Raw genomic sequence first — 20,776 nt, 5'->3', positions numbered from 1 at the left:
GTCGGATCAGTTGACAGTGACCGAGAACGACCGGTAACTGGACAGGCTGCCGTCGGCGTACTCGACGGTGAACCAGAAGTAGGTCCAGCCGGCCGTCGTGGGCGTCCAGGTGATCTTTGCCTTGCCGTCGGCGGCCAGCGGAACCACCCTGGGGTTGTTGTCGACGCTGTCGAACCACCGCACCGAGGTGGCGCCCTGGGTCACCGCCGGCGAGACCGTGAAGACCCCGGGGACGGCGACGCCACCGCCGGAGCCCTCGATCGGATAGACACCGTCCGAGGTGATGGTGGGCCCATCGTCGACGAAGAAGGTCGTCTCCTGCTGGTACCCCGCCTCGCCGGAGGCGCTCCGGCCGACGTAGCTGAGCTGGTGCTCGCCGCCCTTGAGGGGCGTCAGGACCTGCTCGGCGACCCCGTCGGCCCCCACTGTCGCCAGCTGCTCGGACCCACCGTCCACCCGATAGGCGATCGTGGTGATGCCGTTGCCGGGCTGGGTGCTGAACCGCATCGTGACCGCCATTCCGCTGCCGGACGGGTCAGGTTGTTGGGCCGTCGACCACGCGTTGACGGTCAGGTCGCGCACCTTGAACGTGTAGGCCCGCACCGGAGAGCTGTTGCCGGCGCGATCCACGCTCGCCACGTACAGCGTCTGTTCGCCCGCGTCGCGGGGCCGCCAGCGGATGGTGGCCGCGCCGCCGAGCTGGTCGGCTGCCACCTGGTTGTAAAGAGTCCACTGGCTGTCGCCGTACCGGAAGCTCACCACGTCCGCGACCCCGTGCGACGTGAACAGGAAGGTGCCCTCGGTCCCAGTGCTGCCGGTCGGATTCGCCGGGTTCTCCGGATATTCCGGAGAGGCGACTGTCGGCGCGACGGCAGGCTTGGTGCGATCCACAGTGAAGTGGCACGGATCGCTCCACGGTGACCAGGCCCGCTGGTCGTACGTCCGGGCGTGCCAGGCGTACTCGCCATCCGTCAGCGAGGCCACCGGGATCTGACCGACAGCGTTGAGACCGTCGGCGCCGCTGGAAGTGCCGGGGTCGACAGGCGTGACCGCGGACGGGTCGGCGAGCGGCCAGAACTGCATCTCGGCGGTCAGCTCGTCGTACGGGTCCCGGTCCCGGTCCGTCATGTTGGCGTGTGCGCTGAATTCAGATCCCGCGAAGTACGCCGGCCCGCAGGGGGTGTCGGTGTTCGCGTTGAAGAGCCTGGTCGGCTTGAGCGGGGCGGTGTTGTTCAGCTCCACCTCGAACCGGAACTCGTTGGTCTCCAGCCAGCGGCCGTAGGAGACATCCCCCTCGTTTCGCTTCGGGATCCGCAGCTCGGTGGTGAGTTGATGTTCACCCCGGCCCAGCGCCTTGGTCAACGCGGCGGTCAAGTCCCAGGTGGTGCGCCAGGAGTTGCAGTCACTGCCCTCGGCGGTCGCGGTGACCGCCTTGCCGACAGTGGCCGGCGGGTGGGACCAACTGCTCTCACCGGTGAAGGCGGCGGTTGCCTGGGCGACTGTGGCACGCGTGCGTGCGCAGTCGTTGGCTCGGCTCTCCCGCCCGACGAGGGTCGCCCGGCTCAGCCGACCGGCGTAGATCCCGCCGACATCGAACGTGACATAAATGCGGGAGGAGTGCGTGGTGCCGGCGTCGTCCCGCCACGACCCCACCGGGATGTCGCCCCCGCTGGGGTAGAAGACCGCGGTGTCCGGGGTGGTGGAGTCGGTGTAGGCGAGGAGCGAAGGTGTGAACACGTGGTGGGGTTCGGCGGCGGTGGCCGGCCCGGGTGAGAGGACGACGGCACCCAGCGCCAGCGTGGCGACGGCGGCCAGCACCGGCAGACGCCCGCCCAGCCGGACACCTCGGCTTACAAGTCTCAAGTGGAGTTCCTCCTGTACGGTCGCCAGCAGAGCGGCGGCGACCGCTCGGATCGTAGTGACTCGCACCGACGGCGGCGGCCCCGTTTTCGAGCGACGCGAAGCATGAGCCAGAATCCGACGGCTGCGCCACACCCTCCGCCTGAACGGGGAACGATGAACAGAGCCGCCCGCAGAATCTCCGTGCTCGCCTCGGCGACCGCGCTCGCCCTCGCCGCCACTCTGGCCGCAACTCCGGCGCAGGCCGTGGAGCCCGACAGCGGCGCCATCACCGGCCATGTGGTGACCGAGAAGCCCGGCAACGTCACTGTCAACCTCTTCACCACCGACGGTGCCAGCGGTGGGCAGGTCGTGTCCGACGCTGACGGCACCTTCCGGTTCGCCTCCGTCCCGGTTGGCACCTACAAGATCCAATATGGCTTCCTCGGCCGGTTCCAGTGGTCGCACCAGAAGCTCGGCTACTCCACGGCCGACGTGGTAACCGTCGCCTCCGGTGTCACCACGACGGTGCCGGAGGAGCAGATGCTCCTGCCAGGCGTCGTCGAGGTGGTCGCGACCGACGCGGTAAGCGGCGACCCGGTCAACGCGTACTGCGCGGGAGTCCGCCCGTACGACCAGCAGTGCGGCGCCACCGACGGCCGGATCCGCCTGGCGAACCTGGAGTCGGGAACGTTCACCCTGGAGCTGCGCCCCTCGGACGGCCTGCATGCCGCGCAGGAGGTCAAGAACGTCAAGGTGACCCTCGGTCAGACCACCACTGTCGAGGTCGCCCTCCGCCCGACCACCGCGATCACCACCACCGTCGTGGACCGGGCCAGTGGAGATCCGGTCCCGAACGTCTGTGTCGCGGCACTGTCGCTGACCTTCGGCGCGGTAGACGGCGACACGTGCGAATGGGACGTCAACTACACCGACGAGCAGGGCCGGGTCACCATCGGGGAGCTGGAGCCGGGTGAGTACACCCTGCTGGCGCTACCGCGTGGCGAGGCGCACGGCATGCAGTGGGTGGGACGCCGTGGTGGTGTCGGCCGGCAGTACGACGCGCTACGGGTCGACGGTCAGGGCGGTCTGCTCAGCACCGTGCCCACCGTCAAGCTGGACCCGGCGGCCCGAATCACCGGCACGATTCGGGACACCGAAACCGGGCAGCCCCTCACCAATGGATGCGCGGCGGTCCTGCCGACACGCCAGGGCTCCGGCGCGCCGGGGATCGGCGCTTTCTGCACCGACTCCGACGGCACCTACACGGTGCCGAACCTCGGCCCGTACGACTGGCCGCTGGAGTTCTCGCACTTCTACGACTACAACGACCCGTACGCGGCGGTGTGGACGGGCAACGCGTCGGACCGCAAGACCGCGGCGACGACCAGGGCCGGAATCGACGTCCCGGGCGTCGCCGACATCTCGCTCGCCAAGACCGGCCCCCGGTTGAGCATCGGCGTGACGTCTGCGGACGGCCAGCCGTACAACGGTTGGCTCGCGGGTGAGGTCTACAACGCCCGGACCGGGGACCTGGTCAAGGAGTACTCGTTCTACGGCCAGCGGGTCATCGAGGGAATGGCCGACCAGTCGGTCAAGGTCCGGTACGTGCCGAATCCGCCGTGGGTCGGCGGCTGGTACGGGGGGTCCGACCTCGCCTCCGCGCGTGGAGTCGCCCTCCGTGACGGCGCCAACAAGAACATCAAGATCGTGTTGCCAGATCCGTCCTGACCTGGCCATGTTCCACACGAAGGGCCGCGCCGGTACAGCCGGCGCGGCCCTTCGCCACTACGGCTGCTAAAACCACCAAAGGCGTGATAAGCGACTATTTGCTGCCGTACGCTCGAATGATCAACCGTCGATCGGCCGGGCGGGAGGGCAGCGGGAGATGTCACCACTGCACCGCGCCGGCGCGGAGAACGCCTCGTCGATCGACGAGATCGGCCGCGACGACACGTACCCGCTGATCCACGACGAGCGCGCCTGCATCGTCACCGCGCTCCGGCTGGGTTGGTGGATGGCGGACGCCTACCACCACGGGCAGCAGGCGGAGCCCCGCGCCTTCGTCGAGGCCCGCCCGGCCGTACCGCCGGCCAAACTCTCCAACCTCACCGAGATGTCCGCCCACCGGCGGATGCGGATGTACCTCGACGGGGTGGACGTCGCCCTGGCCCAGATCGCCGACCTCACCCGGCACACCCGGCCGGTACCCGACACGTCGGCCGCCCGTGCCCTGCTCCCCGCCCCGGGCCGGCCCGACCCCGCCGACCCGGTGCCGCTGCTGCTCGCCCTCGACGACCTCAACGTGGAGGTGCTGCGCTGGGCGATGGCCGCCAACCACCGGGTCGGGCTGGCCTACCGGCTGGGCCGGTCAGTGGCCGACACCGTCCGAGCCGGCGACGTCGCGCAGTTGCTGCGACAGTTCGGCGGCCGGCAGGTCCAGATCAGCCGATGGCTGGACGAACTGGCCAGCGTGCTGCCGCCGTACTCGGCCGCAGTGGTGCGCCGGTCGCTGGCCGCCTGGGCGAGCGCGGTCGACCGCGCCAGCCACGGCGACCCGACCGAGCCGACGCCCGCCGCCCTGAGCCGTGCGCTGCGCGGTCAGGGTGACCTCTGGCGCGACGTGCTCACCGGCGGCCTGCACCCCCGCGACCTGCTCGACGAGGAGGACTACGCGGTGATCGCCAGAAATCTGATCATCCGGGACCGGCGGCTGGTGGCGCAGGCGGCCCGCGGCATCTTCTGGCCGGTGCTCGTACCCCTGCTGTTAGTGCTCTTCGCGGTCGTCGGGGTGAGCGCCGCCGCGGCCGCCGGCTCACCGACCACCCGGGCCACCGTCGCCCTGGTGGGCCTCGGCGCCGGGCTGGCCGCGATCTGGCGGTCGGTCTCCGGGCCGGCGCTGGCGGTCGCCGGTGAGGTCAACCGGCCCCTGCTGGACAGCGAACTCACCGCACGGATGGCCCTGCGGCTGAACCGGCCACTGATCGCCGTCCGGGTCTCGGCGAAAGCACCTCCCCGCACCCGCCGCCAGCGGCGTCCCGAGGATGCCGGCCGATCGAAATACGTTGCTCGCGTCTCCCGTGTCGACCTACCGTGAGCGCGCAAGGTCAACCACCACCGCAGGAGCAACTCATGACGATGTCGCACGTCACCACCGTGCCGTCGACGCTGCCCGGTGACGGTTACCGAGCGGAAGGTCCCCGGGCGGGCCGGCCCGACTGACGCGTACCCGTACGCGCTGAGCCGCCCCGTCCGACAGCCGGACCGGGCGGCTTTTCGCTGTCCGTCACCATCTGGAAAGGAGTCCCGGTGGACGCCGTTCTCGTCATCAACGCCGACCTCGGCCCGCTGCACCGGGTCACCGTCCAACACGCCGTGCGGATGCTCTGCCGTCGGGTGGCCGAGATCCACGAGGCCGAGCCGGACCGGGTGATCGGGGTCTTCCCGATGCCCCGGGTGGTGCGGCTGGTCCGCTTCGTGGTCACCCGGTGGAGGTTCAACTCCGGGCCGGCCTGGTCGCGCGCCGGTGTGCTGCGCCGCGACGACAGGTGCTGCGCGTACTGCGGCGGCCCGGCCTCCACCATCGACCACATCCTGCCCCGCTCACGCGGCGGCCGGAACACCTGGCGAAACACCACCGCCGCCTGCTACGCCTGCAACCAGCGCAAGGGGGACCGGACGCCGACGGAGGCGGGCATGCCGCTGCGCCGGGAGCCGGTCAACCCGGGCTGGGGGGCACTGGCCGGGCGGTGACGGACCGGCCGGCGGGAACGGGGGGCCGCGTCCCGGGCACATTCCGGGCGCGGCACCCGCCGGCCCCCGATCAGGCGGCGCGTTCCTTGACCTTCGACTTCAGTCCGCCGTTAGGGCACTGCACTCGGATCTCGCTGCGGTACTCCACGGAGGTCAGCTCGACCACGATCTGCTTCGCCGGCCCCGGGTCGTACGCCTCGGCCCGGAAATCGGGCGCGAGCGTCACCGTGAGCACCTCGACCATCTTTCCCACACAGCGAGCGGTGACCGTCCCGCCGCGTGAGTCCACGGGTACACCGGCGGCAGAGGTGGGTGTCGGCGCGCCAGTGGTCGGGGTCGGGCCTCCAGTGGTGGTGGTCGGGCCCGGAGACGCTGTTTCGCCCGGACCGGTCGGGGGGCCGGTCCGGGTAGCGGTCGCCGTGTTCCTGGTCGGCGGCACGGCGGACGGCCCGGTGTCGGCCGGGTCGATCGGCTCCTCGGCGCGGGGCATCCCCACCGTGGTGGTACCCGGGCCGCTGCCCGTCGGCGCGGCACTCTTTCCCTGTCGACGATTGCTGAAGTCGCCGAGCGACCCGGCCAGCGCCACTGCGGCGATCACGGCACCACCGACCGTCAGGATGGCCCGCCCCCGACGCCACGGCCGGCGCCTCATCGCCGCCGCCGAACGGTCTGTCGGGCCGGCGCTGGTCGGGCCGGCGCTGGTCGGGCCGGCGCTGGTCGGGCCGGCGCTGGTCGGGCCGGCGCTGGTCGGGCCGGCGCTGGTCGGGCCGGCGCTGGTCGGGCCGGCGCTGGTCGGGCCGGCGACGTCTGCTGCCGGTTCGGCGGCAACGGCGGCGGCCTCGGGCGCGGCTCCGCTGGCGGCGGCGAGCAGGATGCGGGCCGCGTCGGCGGCCGCCGGCCGGTCGGCGGGGTCGTCGGCCAGGCACCAGCGGTAGAGCCGGTGCACCTCGGGCGGTACGCCGTCGAGCGGGGGCAGCGGATCCGGCTCGACGTGCGTATGCGCGCGGAGCATCCCGGTCTGCGCCTCCGCGGGCCACGGCAACCGGCTGGTGAGCACTCGATACAGCAGCAGGCCGAGGGCGTACACGTCGCTGGCCGGCAGCACCTCGCCGGCCAGCAACCGCTCCGGCGCCAGGTACGCAGGTGTGCCCAGCAGCCGCCCCTCGAAGTCGATCTCCGGCGCGCCGGCGGCTGCCGCGATGCCGAAGTCGAGCACCTTCGCGCCGGTCGGCGTGAGCATCACGTTGCCCGGCTTGATGTCGCGGTGCACCAGCCCCTGATCATGCGCGGCGGCGAGCGCCGAGGCCACCTCGGCGCACACCCGCAGACCGGCGCGCGGTGGCAACGGCCCGGCCACCAACCGGTGTTCGAGGGTGTGACCGCCGAGCAACTCCATCACCACGAACGGGACCTGGGCACCGTCCAACGCCGACTCGCCGTAGTCGTAGACGCTCATGACGTGTGGATGCGACAACCGGGCCGCGGCCTTGGCCTCGCCCCGGATCCGCTGTCGGGCGTTGGTGTCGGAGGCGACCAACACCTTCACCGCCACGTCCCGTTCGAGCACCTCGTCGTACGCCCGGTGCACCGCCGACATGCCGCCACTGCCAAGGCGCTCCAGGAGCCGGTAGCGGCCCGCAAGCAACTGATCACGCTGCACGACGGACAGCCTGCCGTACCGGCCTGAGAATCGGGTACCCGGGATCGAAATATCGCGATGAGTGGGACCGGCTTGCGGCTACCGTCCGCTCAGATCCGGGTGGTCCCGCAGGAATGCCTCGCCCCGGCGGGCATTCCGGAGGACCGACACGATCAGCACCACCCAGATCACCAGCAGCAACGCGCCGATCACCGCGAAGAACGGCGCGAACCCCAGGAACGCCTGACCGACGCTCGTCATCGCCAACCCGGCGACCAGCACCACAAACCAGCGCTGGCCGGCGAACTGTCGGGCGGTCTCCACGAGGAGGGTGGGGTCTTCGTCGGCCTCGGGTGTGCCGCGCCGAACCTGCCGCGCCAGCCGCCGACGGTGCGACCAGCTCAACGTCAACAACGGGGACCGGCGGGCCGCCCGGTAGCGCCCGGTGCGTACGAGCCAAACGATCGCGGCCACCTCGACGACGACTCCGAGAATCACCAGGACGCGCCCGAGGCTGCTGGCCCAGCGCGACGGCTCACCGTCGAAGATGCCTGTGTTCTGACCACCCATCGCGACACCGACGGCGAGCGCGCCGACCACGGCGGGCAGGAGCACGAAACCAAGGATCAGACGGAGTCGCCGTTGTTGCCGTCCGGTCTGGTCCGGATTCGTCGCTGCCGCGTCCATAGTGGTCCCCCGATCACCGCGTGGAGCGGGAACTACCCATCGACGACAGCTGCCAAAACGCTTGGGTGTCGGGATTGCCGAGGGCCGGTGGCGGGTTGGCCGCAACCGCCGCGGGGAGCAGCCGGAGCAGGTCAGTCGTCGGTCGGTGGCCGCCAGGCGAAGCGGGGCGTACGCCGCTCGGTCATCGCCGCGACCCCCTCCCGGGCCTCGCCCGTCGTCGTCACCTTCCGGTGCCACCAGGCGATCCGCGCGGGCTCGGCCCGCTCGTCGATGATCTCCTTCGCGGCGGCGATGCTCAGCGACGACTGCTGGGCGATGGTTGCGGTCAGCTCGTCCACCCGGGCGGCGAGCCGGTCGGCCGGCAGCACCTCGTCGACCAGGCCGATCCGCAGAGCGCGCTCGGTGTCGATCAGCTCGGCGGTGAACAGCAGATGCTTGGCTGCGGAAGGGCCGACCAACCGGGCCAGCCGGCGCGTCGTCGGTGCCGGATAGACCAGCCCGAGCCGGGCCGGCGGTACGCCGAACCGGGCGCCGTCCGCTGCGATCCGCAGGTCGCAGGCGACAGCGAGCTGAGCCCCACCTCCGACGCAGGCGCCCCGGATGGCCGCGACGGTCGGCTTGGCGAACCGAGCCAGCCGTTCCTCGGCGGCCACCGCGATGCTGGTGTCACCGGCGTCCAACAGCTCGGCCAGGTCACCGAGGTCGGCGCCCGCGCAGAAGGTGTCGCCGGCGCCGGTGAGCACCAACGCCCGTACGGCGGGGTCGGGCTCCAGCCGGTCGAGCAGCTCGGGGAGCTGACGCCACATGGCTGCGGTCATCGCGTTACGCCGAGCCGGGTTGTGCATCACCACCGTGGCGACCGGCCCGGCCACCTCGACCGTCAACTCCGCGTCCGACACGTCCGCTCCTTCCCGCGCCCCCGGGGGCGACGCCGCCAATCTGGTCGCCGACGTCGCGCGTCGGTGCGGCGACCATAGCCAAAACGAGCGGTGCGGCCCGCAACGGCGCGGACCGCTTCCGGTCGGATGGTGGAACCAGCGGTTGGGGTCGCGCGTCGGACGGAGATGAGACCCGCATCGACGACCGCCGTCACGGTCGCGCTCCTGGCCGCGCTCCTGACCGGTTGCACAAGCGTCGACCGAGCCCCCACCACCACCCCGACGCAGCCCTCGGCCACCACCGCTACCGGCCCGGCCGCCCCGGCCACCGGCACCGCGCAGCCGACCACCACCCCCACCGTCAGCGCCGAGGCCAGCGGTGTGGCCCCCCGCGTGACGTTGCGGGGCTCCGGCGGCTTCGCCGGGCGCGGTGACTCCGTCGTCGTCGAGCCGGACGGCCAGTGGACCGTGACCGACCGGGCCGGCAGCCGGCGCATCGGCCGGCTCACCCCTGCCGATCAGGGCCTGCTGGCGGGACTGGCCGCCGACCCCCGGCTTGCCACCGAGGCGCGACAGCCGACCACCGCGACCACCTGCGCGGACGTCATGCACTACCGCCTCACCGTCGGCAGCAACGAAACCGGGTACGCCGACTGCCCGGCCGAAGGGCCTCCACCGCCGGCCACCCAGGCGGTGGTCAAGCTGCTGCTGCGGGCCACCGGCACCTACGTCAGGTAGTCCGGGGGCAGGCCGGTGCCCGCAGCTCCGGCGGGAGGTGGGCCACGTCGTTGACGGCGACCAGACTCGGCGGGCCGGCCGCGCTGTACCGGATGACGGTCAGGCCCGCGTTGTGCGAGTTCAAGCCCAGCCACCGCCGCTCCGGCGCGTCCAGGGCATGCCGCACCAGCCAGGCGATCAGGAAGCTGTGCGTCACGACCAACTCGCGAACCGGCTCGCCGCCGGCCGGGCCCTCGCCGACCGGGCCGGCGAACCGCCGCACCGCGTCCGCCGTCACTCGCGGCCCGTCGACCCGCTCGGCCGCCGAGAACTGCGTCAGGAATTCGGCGTACGCGGGCGGCAGGCCAGCCGGATCCGTGTCGTGTGGGAGGTGGTCGCCGGCCAGTTCCGTCTCGTACACCGGAACCTCGGGTAGCGACTTGGCGATCAGCTCGGCGGTCTGCGCGGCCCGGCGCAGCGGCCCGTGGTGGACGGCGGCGAACCGACGGGTCCGCAGACGTTCGCCCAGCAGGATGGCCTGCTGCCGGCCGCGCTCGGACAGGCCGGTATCCGGCTCGCCGGCATCCGGCCCACTCGGCTCGGGCAGGTCCTGCTCGGCGTGTCGGGTCAGGTACAGCAACCGGGTCACCATGGCCCCCAGCTCAACACACTGGGAGGCACGGGCTGGACCCGCACCTCCCGGTGCCGCGGCCGTCGGCTCAGTCGGCCCGACCGGACGCCGCCCGCGCGAAGGTGACCGACACCCACAGCCAGCCGGCCGTCACCGCCAGGCCGAACGCCACCATCGCGGCCGGCACCGGCCGGACGATCAGCGTCACCCAGGCCACCGCGAAGAACATCCCGGTAACCAGGTGGTACGCGGCTCGACCGCGCTCCCCCAGCCGGGCGGCCCGACGGGCGGCCACCACCGTCGCCACGATCAGCGACACGAAGGCGACCGCCGCCACCAGGAAGTGCAGGGCTCCGTGCCAACTGATCTCACCGGCACCCCGAGGCGTACCGGCCGGGAACCCATCGGCCGGGTCGGCGCTGAAAATCGCCGCCCCGACCAGGCCCAGGCCGTAGAGCGCGAGCAGTCGGGGCAGCCACACCGATGCGCCGTCTTCGCTGGTACGGCGACGCAGCGCCTGGGCGGCCAGCACGCAGAGCACCCCGGTGACCAGGAACGTGACGATCTGGATCCAGCCCAGCTCGCCGGTGCTCAACACGCTGACCGGGTGGCGACGGAAGTCGAAGCCGTCCCGGGTCGCCGCCTGCAGGATCGCCGAGCTGACGAATATCGGGCCGGCGAGCACCCCGCCGAGCAACAGCAGGCGGTCCCGACCGACGGCGGTCGGTCGTACCACGGGAAACGTCGCGGCCTGGCTCATCGCCTGCCCCCTACGCCCGGGGGAACATCTGGCCGATGCGGATCCGGTTGCCGAACGGGTCCCGGATGCCGAAGTCGATCCCGTACGGGCGCTCGGTCGGCTCGTCGGTGATCTCGACGCCCTTCGCGACAAGATCCTCGTGCGTCTTGCGGGCATCGTCAGTGGTCATGAAGAGGTACCCGCCGAGGGCACCCTTGGTGAGCAGGTCCCGGACCTGCTCGGCGGTGGCCGGGTCCAGCGCGGGCGGGCCCGGCTTCTCCAACAGGATCTCGCGCTCCGGGTCGCCGGGCAGGTTGACCGTGAGCCACCGCATGAAGCCGAGGTCCTGGTCGGTGTTGACCTCCATGCCGAGCTTGTTGACGTAGAAGTCAAGCGCGGCGTCCTGGTCGAGGACGTAGATCTGGGAGCGGCTGATCGCGTTCATCGTCATGCCCACGACGCTAGAGGTAGACCGTGACCTGCGGCTTATCCAAAACTGCTGGGTCGGGTCCAGGCTTTGGTGAAGCACGACGGCACGTTCGCCGGCGCGACGCGCCGACGCCGGAAATCCGAGGGCGAATCCCCGACGATCTGCCGGAACGTCCGGCTGAACGTGCCCAGGCTGCCGAAGCCGACGGCGTAGCATATGTCCGTCACGTCCCGGTCGGTCTCCACCAGCAACGCCATCGCCCGCTCCACCCGGCGGCGTTGCAGGTAGCGGTGCGGGGTCTCACCGAAGGTGGCCCGGAAGGTACGGATGAAGTGCGCCTCCGAGACGTGCGCGATCCGGGCCAACGCGGGGATGTCCAGAGGCTCGGCGTACGCCCGGTCCATCGCGTCCCGGGCACGCAGCATCGCCCGGTTCGACTCCTCCACCGCCCGACTCATCGGCCCTCGCCCCGCTCCGCGCTGCTCCGGCCCCAGGCTACCGCCGGGCGCTCCGTCGGCCGGAACGACGTGGCGTCCTTGCCGGTGGGATCGAAACGGCCGGTGTAGGTATGCGGGTTGACCGTTGACGTCCTGCCCTTCGGGCAGGTTGCCGCGCACTGCGTACCGGTGGGCAGCCTTCTGCGACTGCTGCAATGCCGCGACCAGGTTACCGCGGCGTTGGGGACACGGCAGTGGCCGTGGCGGTGGCCCGAACCGGTTTGTCGGTACGTGTGGGCTCAGTCGTCGGAGTGCAGCCGGCAGCAACGAGCGGACCGCCGGTCAGACCCAGTACGAGCAGGGTGGTGCTCTGTTCAATTGTGATTCCCCCGTGGACCGCCGCCTGATGGCGGGACGGACGATAGCGAGCTCGGTCGACGCCCGGGTGCCGATGTGGGCCGGGTGGCCCTTTGGCCCGCCCATCACCACCTCACTGTCCGCACGCCGGACCCAGGTAGCCGGTGGGAGTTGTCTCCCCAGGCGGGCGTGGTTGTTCCTCAGGTCGCCCGCCGAGCAAGTCGGGCCGTCGGCACCGACCATTTGTTGGACTGATGTAACGAGTGCGGTCGCCGACGCCAACCATCCTGCAATTGACAATGCGCTCCGAAGACAAGCTTGCACGGGCTAAGAAACTTGGAGGCAAAAGAAAAAACCAAGACCCATTGACACTCTGCACTGGCTTAACTACGCTTGCATCCCCTGCTCCGCGTCGTCTTATCGACCACAGAATCGATCTTAACGTGAGCGTGACTCTACGTAGCGAACTTGTGGCCGCCGTCCGTGAAAAGACGGCGCTTCTTATCTTAGGGACAGGCGTGACGCTGAGCGCGACGCGCAGTCATGAACTGGCTTCTTGGACGGGACTGATAAGGCATGGAGTCGCAAGGATCCAAGACCTCCGACCTACCGTCCCCAAGCGTCTATTGCAAGACATCGAGCGACTCCTGCGTGATCCCACCGCAGATAATCTCATAGTCGCCGCGGAACGAGTGACGGCCCTGCTCAAGGAAATTCCGGGCGGGCAGTTCGACAAATGGCTACGGGACACTGTCGGCAAGCTCAAACTGCAGGACACCTCATTACTCCAGTCCATTCGAGACCTCAAAGCGCCGATCTGCACCACGAACTATGACACCGTATTGGACGATTACCTCGACCTAAGCCCCATTACCTGGCGCGACGGCGCCCAACTCCAGGTAGCATTGCGCGGCGAGAGTAAGGCGATAGCCCATCTGCATGGCGTCTGGTCTCAGCCCGAAAGCGTCGTATTCGGCTACGGATCCTACGGGGACGCGATCCACCATGGATACTCCCAGGCGCTGGTCCGAGCGCTGAGCGCCCTGCACACCGTAATTTTTATTGGCATGGGCGAGGGCATCAAGGATCCCAACTTCGCCGGCATCACCAAATGGCTGAAGTCGGCACTGCCAGACAACACCAGTCCTCCAGTCGTCCTGCTGACGGAATCGGAAGTGAAGCGCTCCTACGACGACTTCACAGCAAGAGGAGTGTTGCCTCTCTCGTACGGCGTCAGCCACGACGACCTCGCTCCATACTTGGGCGACATCGCGCGGGAGGCGTCTTCCAGCAAGCCCGGCGAGCCCCGATCGTTGACCTGGGAGGAGGTGTGCGGGTATCTCGGACGCCTTTTCAATCGGCTTTATCGGGACTATCAGCCTGACATCGTGGTGGCGATGTCCGGTCCGGGCAACTTTGCCCCGGCTTACTGCATGAAGCACGACACGAACGACACACCCGTAGTTTGTGCCGTCACCTTCCCCAGTCGAATGCCCAAGTCGATCTCCGAACAACAGTTCCTGACAGCGGCAGGAGCAGCAGGGTGGATACACCAACGGACGTCGAGGTGGGACATTTATCTACCCAATGTGATTAACTACCTGCCGCTAGGGACCAAGATCCTGCTGTTCGATGACCGAGTCGTTACGGGAGAGGCACAGCGCCGGATGGCGCTATTGCTGACCTCAAAAGGCTTCGAGGTCAAGCGCGCAGCGCTGATAATTCACCCTCAGGTTGAGCACGAAATGGACTACTACGAGCTTGCCCTGGAAGGCGAGTACTACTTCCCCTGGGGTGGGAAGTTAGGTCGATCGGTCCGGTAGTGGGTACATCTGGAGGAGAGGAAGCAAGATGAGCGACGAACTAAACGACTTGATCGCGAGGGCCCGCGACGGGGCGTCCGCCATTCAAGAACTACAGGATCGGTACGACGTTGTGGGCTGGCAGATCAAGGACCCGTCTTATGCCCAGGTCCGCCATATACTCCTACATCTGATGAAGATCACTGCAGATGTCGCCGTCATCGTCGAGCACGTGGAGCACGAGCTCCACAATGGCACCGACCCCACGGATGCAGCCCGAGCCTTCGACAACGTACTCCAGGAGAGATCGGATCTGGGGGCAGAGCTACTCTTCCACGCGAGCCAGTTCGCCAACCTCAGCCATTGCAACGTGGTTGTCGAGGTCGTCAAGATCTACGCGAGGAACGCGAAGCGCTTCGCTCCCGATTCAGAATTCAACGCGCTGGGCTGACAAACTTGCGAAGGGGGCATCGCGACATGCGTCGGGCAGCAGAGCGCCGCTGTTCGATGCCCCGCACCACTTCCTCCAGGACCACTGACGTTGCACCCACCCTGTCACTCGCCTGGCTTTCTCGCCGCATCCCATATCTGCTCAAATTGAGAAGTCCAGTATAAATACCATTCCTCACTCTCCACCCGAGTCAGACGTAGATGCATGCGTGACGCGGTCGACGTGTTGTGGAAGGCATGCATCTCCACAATCACCACGCCCCGATGCGATTTTGGATCCACTGCAACCAGGCTAAATCCCGGGTTGTAGGGCAAGAACCCGCACTCCAACTTCCCCGCAACCTGCCAGGCCGCCATCCTTCGCAACTGCTGTACGACCGACGCGAGAGATGGGCCGAACTCCTGGAGTGGATAGTCGAGAGAGTCATCCAGTTGTCGGCGTGCTTCGGTAACCGCCTCTTCCTCCTCCGGATCGAGGACCACGATCCGGACTCGACCTGCGGCACTTCCCAGCACCTGATGTCTGAGAACTTCGCACCGCTCAGGCGAGAGCAGGTTCACGGCCGAAGGTGCATACACCCAGACTTCCTGGGCGTCCCTTAGACGGTCCGTCAGCGGGTCGGCGTCAAAGGCGGATCGGTTACCAAGAATTCGGCCCACTGCGTCAAAATCAGCCCTTGCCGGCAGAGCCGCCCGCAATATCAATAGCCCGATGCCCCCGAGGGTCACAGTCCAGCGAAGGTTCGTGGACAAAACGTCGCCGACTGCCGACAGTACGGCGAAAACCAGTGCGACGAACGCCATCGCGTAGAGGTCGATGTTCCGGCGCAGCCGGAGGTCCTTCAAAATCGCGCGCCCAGTGCTGCGTAGCCGCACAAGCCAGCCCTCTCCACTCCGGACAGCCCAGAGATGGACCCTCCGTGGTCCTGCGCACAGAATCTTGCCGAATACCGTTCGCGGAAAGTGTCCGTGAATCGACACATCCCGCCAATGGCAAAAGTGTGCTGCCGCCTGCGTGGTCGGGGAGGCATCTCGGGCCGCCATACGGGCGGCGGCCAAAGCATCAGCAACAAGGGGGTCGGGACCGCAATCAAGGTTCCACAGCAGAAGACCGTGGTGGGGATGCGGCGTGGGCATCACGGGCAACCCCCGCCCGCCGGCAACGCCGGCCCGACTCACTGACGGCGCGGCGGTGCCACTGCCGCCGCCCGGCCAGATGGCGGCCCGCCGTCTACGGCGCCCCCGGGCTTACCGCGCCCCACGCCTGCCGCCAGGCGCCCTGCATCACCGGCGTGGAGCGGCAGCGGAGCGTCGACCGGAAGCTCTCGTCAGCGCCCGTTGCTGTCAACCGGTCGACTCGCGGCCGTGCCCATCGAGAGAAGCCTGATGGAATTGGAGCCCCCGGCCGGGATCGAACCGGCGACATCTCGCTTACAAGCTCTGTGCAGGTCGTCCAGGCTCGTCCAGGAACGGCCGCACGCTCGGAGCTTCGTCCATGCCCAGACTCGTCAGCGTGCCGCCGTCCGGCGCGGTTGCTGTCAGCGCTGCTGTCGTCGCCCTCCACTCCCTTGCTCGTCTATGGCCAGCGTATGCACCCTGCCCTCGATGCCAGAAAGAACATGCACGCGTGTGAGCAGGGGGTAGCGAAGTGACGAACCCGTCGGCAGGCACCCACCAAGGCCAGGCATGGCCAGCCAGTGCGCCTACCCTTACACCCGTGCTTCTCAACGAGCTCACAGATCGGGCAGAGACCCAGAGGACCCGGGCCTTGGCGTCGCTTGATCCTGCGCGCCAAGCGAGCCTTGGGCAGTACTTCACCCCGGCTCGGGCCGCCTCCCTGATCGCTGCCATGCCACAGCTACCAGTCGGCGGGCGTCTGCGAGTCCTCGACCCTGGAGCCGGGTCCGGCTCTCTCACTGCCGCTCTCGTCAGACAGGTCCTCACCCAGTCGCCCGGCCTCCAGCTCGAAGTCGTAGCTGTCGAGATTGACCCCTCGCTGGCGCCTTCGCTAGAGGCGACCCTTGACGATGCCGCACGCACGGCAGAAGCCGCCGGCGGTTCGCTGGTAGCGAAGGTCGTACTAGGGGACTTCATCGATATGGCCACCAGTGGCAGCGAGCCTGCTCTACGCACACCGTTCGACCTTGTGGTAATGAACCCGCCGTATGGCAAACTCGGATCAGGCTCCAAGGGCCGAGTGGCACTATCAGCCCTGGGAGTCGACTGCCCCAATCTTTACGCAGCATTTCTTGCCCTTGGTGTCCAAGCTCTTAGACCCGGGGGGCAGCTTGCGGCAATTACTCCACGGTCCTTCGCAAACGGGCCGTACTTTGCCTCATTCCGGGACTTCCTGCTCGACCGCATTACCATCAAGAAAATTCATCTGTTCGACTCCCGGTCGAGCGTATTTTCGGACACAGGCGTACTACAAGAGAACGTAGTAATCAGTGGAATCCGGGGAGGACAACCATCTGAGATTACGATCTCGTCCAGCAGAGGCGACGCTGACGACGCCGTCCGACGAGTGGTCTCGTACGAAGATGTCGTGCGTCCCGGAGATCCAGAGCGCTTTATCAGGATTGCAACAGGCGAAGATGACGCCCTGTCCACGCAGATGATATCTAGCCTACCCTCGACCCTGAAGGATCTTGGGCTGAAGGTGTCGACTGGCAAAGTCGTTGATTTCCGGTCCAGACCGTATCTCCGAGAGCAACCCGAGGCAACTGATCTACCCCTCATTTACCCAGGGAATCTTAGAAACGGCCTGATTGAGTGGCCACGGAAAATTCGCAAGGCTCAAGGCTTCGCAGCCCTCGACGTCGCTGCCCAAAAGCTACTACTCCCGTCGGGCTGCTACGTCGCCATAAAGCGCTTTTCAGCCAAGGAGGAAAGGAGAAGGATAGTCGCGGCCGTCTGGGATCCTGCCGTGAATGGTCCAACGTCCATCGCCTTCGAGAACCATCTCAACATCATTCATGCCAACGGCCAAGGGATCGACCGTCAACTCGCGGTCGGACTTAGCCTCTGGCTAAACAGCAGCGTAGTCGATCGCGCCTTCCGTACATTCTCTGGCCACACCCAAGTGAACGCTACCGACTTGCGGTCAATGCGCTTCCCTACGATCGCGGAACTGAACGACCTCGGCCACGGCCAACCCCTTGCCCTGCCAGATCAAGAAAAAATCGACGCACTAGTCCACCCATTAGTGTCGACACATGCCGTCGAGGGACTGAACTAGCCGGGCAGAACAGGCGCAACGGACATAGTCTCCCAAACATCAGCTACCTCGCCAACGAGGATGTTTACGCGCTGAGTGTTGTAACGGAGGCACTGTCCTCGCGGATGTCCCAACGACACGCCGCCACGAACGCTTGTACTGCCAACCAAGTGGGCCAGACTCTTGCGGTGATCAGTAGCGGCGAGAAGCAGCGGCGAGTCCAGTACCTGTTAGATGCGCTCGGACAACACTCTCCACGGCGAGAGGCGGCCATCTTGGCACTGGCTGACGACGAAGCGCCAAGTCCGATTAGCGTGATGGCCCGGCTTGGCTTCAAGTTTTCCGACGGCGCTCCCAATAAGAAGCTACTGGATGAGGTGGCTCGACGAACGGGTCTCCCCACGATCGATCGCGAGAGTAGAGACAGCGTCCAGCTACCCCTAAGGGAATTGGGAATTATCATTAAAGCGACGGCAGAGCCCAAAGAAGCCCGCTTTATTCCCTATTACTGGAAACCGAAGAGCAATCATTGCGTCTACCGCCTAGACGAGGAATTTAAGTCTCTTCTGGAATGCTCAGCATCCGAGTTCAAGCCTCGAGCAGAAATCTGGCTTTCCGACACAGAGTCCCGAAAAGCCCGAATGAGGACTGCCGAATCGGCCGCGTGGGCGGCCCACGAGGGAGGCAGACTCGTTCCCGCCACCATCGCCCTTTATTGCGCAACTTTCCTGCCTGGCTACACGCCGGTATATGTAGATGATAAAGACGGTGACCGGATTGACGCAATATACCAGGATGCCATTACCAGGCTAGGTATTCCATTAAATCTCGCTGGCCGCTGGCCAGACATCTTGCTGCATAACCCCGAATCAAACGTTTTTTGGGTAGTGGACTGCGTCGAAAGTGATGGCGAAGTCGACTATGTACGGCGTGATGAGATGGAAACTTCCTTTGAAGAGGCAGGACTGACGATCGCGGGCTTCACTACCGCCTATCGGACCCTTGCGAAATTTGCTCAGCGTCAACGAAAGCACGACAACATCGCGGATAACACCTTCGTATGGGTCATGGAAGTTGGAGGGAGTCACTGGCAGAAGCAGCTGCCAAGCCGGACCGAGACCGGCTGGTCGTGACATGGATCCGGTAACCTGCCGTGGTTGTCGCCCAGGTCCACGCCGTGCCAGTACGGTAAGGACGAGTCGGGTCGGAAAGCTGGAAGGTGGCCTCTAGTGAGAAGAAGCTTCGAGGACGAGACGTTCTCCGACGAACCAGATGCTTTTGGTGAGACAGAAGAAGATCTCGGCCCGTTGGTCGATACCACCTTTGATGCGGTAGTGGTTTCAACCGACTGGACTGCCGAGACGATCTTAAATCAAATCTCCCGAAAGACGATCGACGTTAACCCTTCATTTCAGCGTCGTGACGCGTGGGACCGTCGGAAGAAGAGCCGCTTCATCGAGTCCCTGATCGTCGGACTTCCGGTGCCTCAGATCGTCCTAGCAGAGCGAAAGGGACGCCGCGGCGAGTTCGTTGTGCTCGACGGAAAACAGCGGCTCCTTACGCTTCAGCAGTTCACGGACCCTGAGTCGGGTTTCAAGCTGACGGGGCTAGACGTTCGGTCCGACCTTAATGGGAAAAGCTACGCGGCCTTGCCCGAAAGCGACCGGACAGCCTTCGAGACCCAAACGGTCCGGACGATCGTGGTGCGCAACTGGCAGCGTGAAGAGTTTCTATATCTTGTTTTCCTGCGACTCAACACGGAAAGCGTATCCCTCAGTCCACAGGAACTACGTCAAGCCCTCCACCCCGGGCCTTTTGTGTCTTTCGTCAACCAATACACGGCGGAGCATCCGGACTTCTACACCCTCTTCAAGAGGAAGGCTCCAGACTTCCGAATGAGGGATGTCGAGCTACTAGTCAGGTTCTATGCGTTCAGTTACTTCCTTCCGAGCTACGTCGGCAACCTAAAGCCACTGCTCGACCGCACTTGCGAGATACTCAACAAGCGCTGGGATTCTGACGGGGACCAACTGAGGTTTGACGCCGAATCATGCCGGTTCGCAATAGCTATAACCGTCAATATCTTCGGCGCGAACGCCTTCCGCCGATGGAACCAGACAGCCTACGAACGTCCGTTCAACCGGGCGGTATTTGATGTGATGGTATTCTACGGCCGGGATCCTGCGGTGAGGGCAGCTATGCTCACGAACGGCGCAGCAGTCATAGATGCCTTCAAGGAAGTCTGCAATGACCCTGAATTCTCGGAATCGATCACGACGACCACCAAAAGCCGAGAGGCCATCCTCGTAAGGCTAGTTCTTTGGGGTGAGGCACTACAAAGGGCGATCGGACTGACCCTTCCGATTCCTCGCACCTCGACGGAGGGGCGAATTGCCTACGCGGAGGCTTAAGACCCTGCAGCGCCGGGTTCGCCAACTCGAAAGCCGATTTCTTCCCAAGGTAAATCCGACTGGCCTCTACTCGCAACGGCAGTACGATGGGGTGCGCGCTTACGTCGTACTAACGCATGCCGAAGTCGAGTCTTACGTCGAAGACGTGGCTCAGGATATTCTTCTCGCAGCAAAGACGAGGTGGCAAAACTCCCAGCGTACCGGCAGATGCATCGCCGCCCTAATGCTGTATGGCGCACGAAGTGTCCAGCCGCCAAAAGCTGTCGTAAGGCAGACCAACAACGATACATTTGAAGCACATGTAGTTAGGCTGCTGAGCGAGCATGAACGTTATGTCTCACATGACAATCACGGGATCAAGGAGAAGAACCTCCTTAGCGTGTTACTGCCCGTCGGTGTCCTTGAAGCAGACCTCGATCCGGTTTGGCTTGCAACGATGAACTCGTTCGGAGGGCAACGCGGTGCTGTTGCCCACAACTCGGTTATCAAGGTACAGACGCCCCCCGACCCTCAACAGATGCGACAGACGATTGCTGACATCCTATTAGGTCTCGAGACCCTGGAGCCCGTGCTCTTAAAGCTCAAGCGCAAGTGACCGTAGGCTGTGAATCAATCTCCTCGGCTGGTGGGCTGTTGCTCAGCCCGCCACTAAAAACGGATCTTGGCGGCTCGTACAGACGGCGGGCTGAGCTGGTTGTTGACCGCCCGTCCCAAGCCGACGGCGGGGGCAGTATCCGCCTCGCACACGCCGACGTGCCATCCCGTCGCCGTCGACCCGCCCTCCTGGGA

At 66.4% G+C, this 20,776-nt stretch carries 19 protein-coding genes; 10 read left to right on the top strand and 9 right to left on the bottom strand.

The annotated features are described in order from the left end of the window. Window positions 1–6: 6 nt before the first annotated feature. Window positions 7–1,863, bottom strand: coding sequence for a hypothetical protein (locus tag IW248_RS27425; RefSeq protein ID WP_196929254.1), 1,857 nt, complete (start codon window positions 1,861–1,863; stop codon window positions 7–9). Between the two features lie 153 nt (window positions 1,864–2,016). Between IW248_RS27425 and IW248_RS27420 the strand changes: the two genes are divergently transcribed. From IW248_RS27420 to IW248_RS27410, 3 genes are all read left to right on the top strand, one after another. Further along, window positions 2,017–3,570 (top strand): MSCRAMM family protein, encoded by a 1,554-nt coding sequence (locus IW248_RS27420; protein WP_196929253.1) that lies wholly within the window; start codon window positions 2,017–2,019, stop codon window positions 3,568–3,570. 157 nt (window positions 3,571–3,727) lie between these two features. Further along, entirely contained in the window at window positions 3,728–4,936 is a 1,209-nt protein-coding gene (locus IW248_RS27415; RefSeq protein ID WP_231396457.1) for a hypothetical protein, read from the top strand. A gap of 212 nt (window positions 4,937–5,148) precedes the next feature. Beyond that, the gene (locus tag IW248_RS27410; RefSeq protein ID WP_196929252.1) at window positions 5,149–5,592 is read left to right on the top strand and encodes an HNH endonuclease; all 444 of its coding nucleotides are present in this window, start codon (window positions 5,149–5,151) and stop codon (window positions 5,590–5,592) included. 70 nt (window positions 5,593–5,662) lie between these two features. On the opposite strand, the gene IW248_RS27405 is transcribed toward IW248_RS27410, so the two are convergent. From IW248_RS27405 to IW248_RS27395, 3 genes are all read right to left on the bottom strand, one after another. Beyond that, entirely contained in the window at window positions 5,663–7,252 is a 1,590-nt protein-coding gene (locus IW248_RS27405) for a serine/threonine protein kinase (protein WP_307788259.1), read from the bottom strand. Window positions 7,253–7,330: 78 nt separating this feature from the next. Continuing rightward, window positions 7,331–7,846, bottom strand: a complete 516-nt coding sequence (locus tag IW248_RS27400; RefSeq protein ID WP_196929251.1) for a hypothetical protein — start codon at window positions 7,844–7,846, stop codon at window positions 7,331–7,333. 203 nt (window positions 7,847–8,049) lie between these two features. Further along, window positions 8,050–8,817: an enoyl-CoA hydratase/isomerase family protein gene (locus tag IW248_RS27395; RefSeq protein ID WP_196929250.1), complete on the bottom strand. Its 768-nt coding sequence runs from the start codon at window positions 8,815–8,817 to the stop codon at window positions 8,050–8,052. Between the two features lie 165 nt (window positions 8,818–8,982). Between IW248_RS27395 and IW248_RS27390 the strand changes: the two genes are divergently transcribed. Then, the gene (locus IW248_RS27390) at window positions 8,983–9,534 is read left to right on the top strand and encodes a hypothetical protein (protein ID WP_196929249.1); all 552 of its coding nucleotides are present in this window, start codon (window positions 8,983–8,985) and stop codon (window positions 9,532–9,534) included. Here IW248_RS27390 and IW248_RS27385 read toward each other — a convergent pair. The 4 genes from IW248_RS27385 to IW248_RS27370 all read right to left on the bottom strand — a co-directional run bounded on the left by IW248_RS27385 (window position 9,527) and on the right by IW248_RS27370 (window position 11,771). Continuing rightward, a complete protein-coding gene (locus tag IW248_RS27385; protein WP_231396456.1) occupies window positions 9,527–10,165 on the bottom strand; it encodes a histidine phosphatase family protein in 639 nt (212 codons plus the stop codon). The two genes, IW248_RS27390 and IW248_RS27385, sit on opposite strands and share 8 nt — an antisense overlap. A gap of 67 nt (window positions 10,166–10,232) precedes the next feature. Beyond that, a complete protein-coding gene (locus IW248_RS27380) occupies window positions 10,233–10,904 on the bottom strand; it encodes a DUF998 domain-containing protein (protein WP_196929248.1) in 672 nt (223 codons plus the stop codon). A gap of 10 nt (window positions 10,905–10,914) precedes the next feature. Beyond that, the gene (locus IW248_RS27375) at window positions 10,915–11,334 is read right to left on the bottom strand and encodes a VOC family protein (protein ID WP_196929247.1); all 420 of its coding nucleotides are present in this window, start codon (window positions 11,332–11,334) and stop codon (window positions 10,915–10,917) included. 35 nt (window positions 11,335–11,369) lie between these two features. Next, the gene (locus tag IW248_RS27370) at window positions 11,370–11,771 is read right to left on the bottom strand and encodes a helix-turn-helix domain-containing protein (protein WP_196929246.1); all 402 of its coding nucleotides are present in this window, start codon (window positions 11,769–11,771) and stop codon (window positions 11,370–11,372) included. 779 nt (window positions 11,772–12,550) lie between these two features. On the opposite strand from IW248_RS27370, the gene IW248_RS27365 reads away from it, so the two are divergent. Further along, entirely contained in the window at window positions 12,551–13,930 is a 1,380-nt protein-coding gene (locus IW248_RS27365; protein WP_196929245.1) for an SIR2 family protein, read from the top strand. A 28-nt stretch (window positions 13,931–13,958) separates the two neighbouring features. Continuing rightward, complete coding sequence (locus IW248_RS27360; RefSeq protein WP_196929244.1) at window positions 13,959–14,360, top strand: hypothetical protein; 402 nt, start codon at window positions 13,959–13,961, stop codon at window positions 14,358–14,360. Between the two features lie 104 nt (window positions 14,361–14,464). On the opposite strand, the gene IW248_RS27355 is transcribed toward IW248_RS27360, so the two are convergent. Further along, the gene (locus IW248_RS27355; protein WP_196929243.1) at window positions 14,465–15,205 is read right to left on the bottom strand and encodes a hypothetical protein; all 741 of its coding nucleotides are present in this window, start codon (window positions 15,203–15,205) and stop codon (window positions 14,465–14,467) included. A gap of 871 nt (window positions 15,206–16,076) precedes the next feature. Between IW248_RS27355 and IW248_RS27350 the strand changes: the two genes are divergently transcribed. The 4 genes from IW248_RS27350 to IW248_RS27335 all read left to right on the top strand — a co-directional run bounded on the left by IW248_RS27350 (window position 16,077) and on the right by IW248_RS27335 (window position 20,582). After that, on the top strand, window positions 16,077–17,597 hold the full coding sequence (locus IW248_RS27350) for an Eco57I restriction-modification methylase domain-containing protein (protein WP_196929242.1): 1,521 nt from the start codon (window positions 16,077–16,079) through the stop codon (window positions 17,595–17,597). 167 nt (window positions 17,598–17,764) lie between these two features. After that, a complete protein-coding gene (locus IW248_RS33795) occupies window positions 17,765–18,709 on the top strand; it encodes a BsuBI/PstI family type II restriction endonuclease (protein WP_196929241.1) in 945 nt (314 codons plus the stop codon). Window positions 18,710–18,805: 96 nt separating this feature from the next. Beyond that, on the top strand, window positions 18,806–19,987 hold the full coding sequence (locus IW248_RS27340; RefSeq protein WP_196929240.1) for a DUF262 domain-containing protein: 1,182 nt from the start codon (window positions 18,806–18,808) through the stop codon (window positions 19,985–19,987). Beyond that, a complete protein-coding gene (locus IW248_RS27335) occupies window positions 19,968–20,582 on the top strand; it encodes a HEPN domain-containing protein (protein WP_372432737.1) in 615 nt (204 codons plus the stop codon). Before IW248_RS27340 ends, IW248_RS27335 begins: the two co-directional genes overlap by 20 nt. The last annotated feature ends 194 nt before the right edge of the window (window positions 20,583–20,776 follow it).

It is taken from the genome of Micromonospora ureilytica (assembly GCF_015751765.1).
Taxonomy (GTDB): Bacteria; Actinomycetota; Actinomycetes; order Mycobacteriales; family Micromonosporaceae; genus Micromonospora; species Micromonospora ureilytica.
This window is presented reverse-complemented; position numbering and strand designations above follow the sequence as displayed.

Excerpts from the sequence above, each read along its gene's own strand:
- IW248_RS27385 (WP_231396456.1), bottom strand. The coding sequence starts at position 10,165 with ATGGTGACCCGGTTGCTGTACCTGACCCGACACGCCGAGCAGGACCTG.
- IW248_RS27380 (WP_196929248.1), bottom strand. The coding sequence starts at position 10,904 with ATGAGCCAGGCCGCGACGTTTCCCGTGGTACGACCGACCGCCGTCGGT.
- IW248_RS27375 (WP_196929247.1), bottom strand. The coding sequence starts at position 11,334 with ATGACGATGAACGCGATCAGCCGCTCCCAGATCTACGTCCTCGACCAG.
- IW248_RS27420 (WP_196929253.1), top strand. The coding sequence starts at position 2,017 with ATGAACAGAGCCGCCCGCAGAATCTCCGTGCTCGCCTCGGCGACCGCG.
- IW248_RS27415 (WP_231396457.1), top strand. The coding sequence starts at position 3,728 with ATGTCACCACTGCACCGCGCCGGCGCGGAGAACGCCTCGTCGATCGAC.
- IW248_RS27390 (WP_196929249.1), top strand. The coding sequence starts at position 8,983 with ATGAGACCCGCATCGACGACCGCCGTCACGGTCGCGCTCCTGGCCGCG.
- IW248_RS27370 (WP_196929246.1), bottom strand. The coding sequence starts at position 11,771 with ATGAGTCGGGCGGTGGAGGAGTCGAACCGGGCGATGCTGCGTGCCCGG.
- IW248_RS27360 (WP_196929244.1), top strand. The coding sequence starts at position 13,959 with ATGAGCGACGAACTAAACGACTTGATCGCGAGGGCCCGCGACGGGGCG.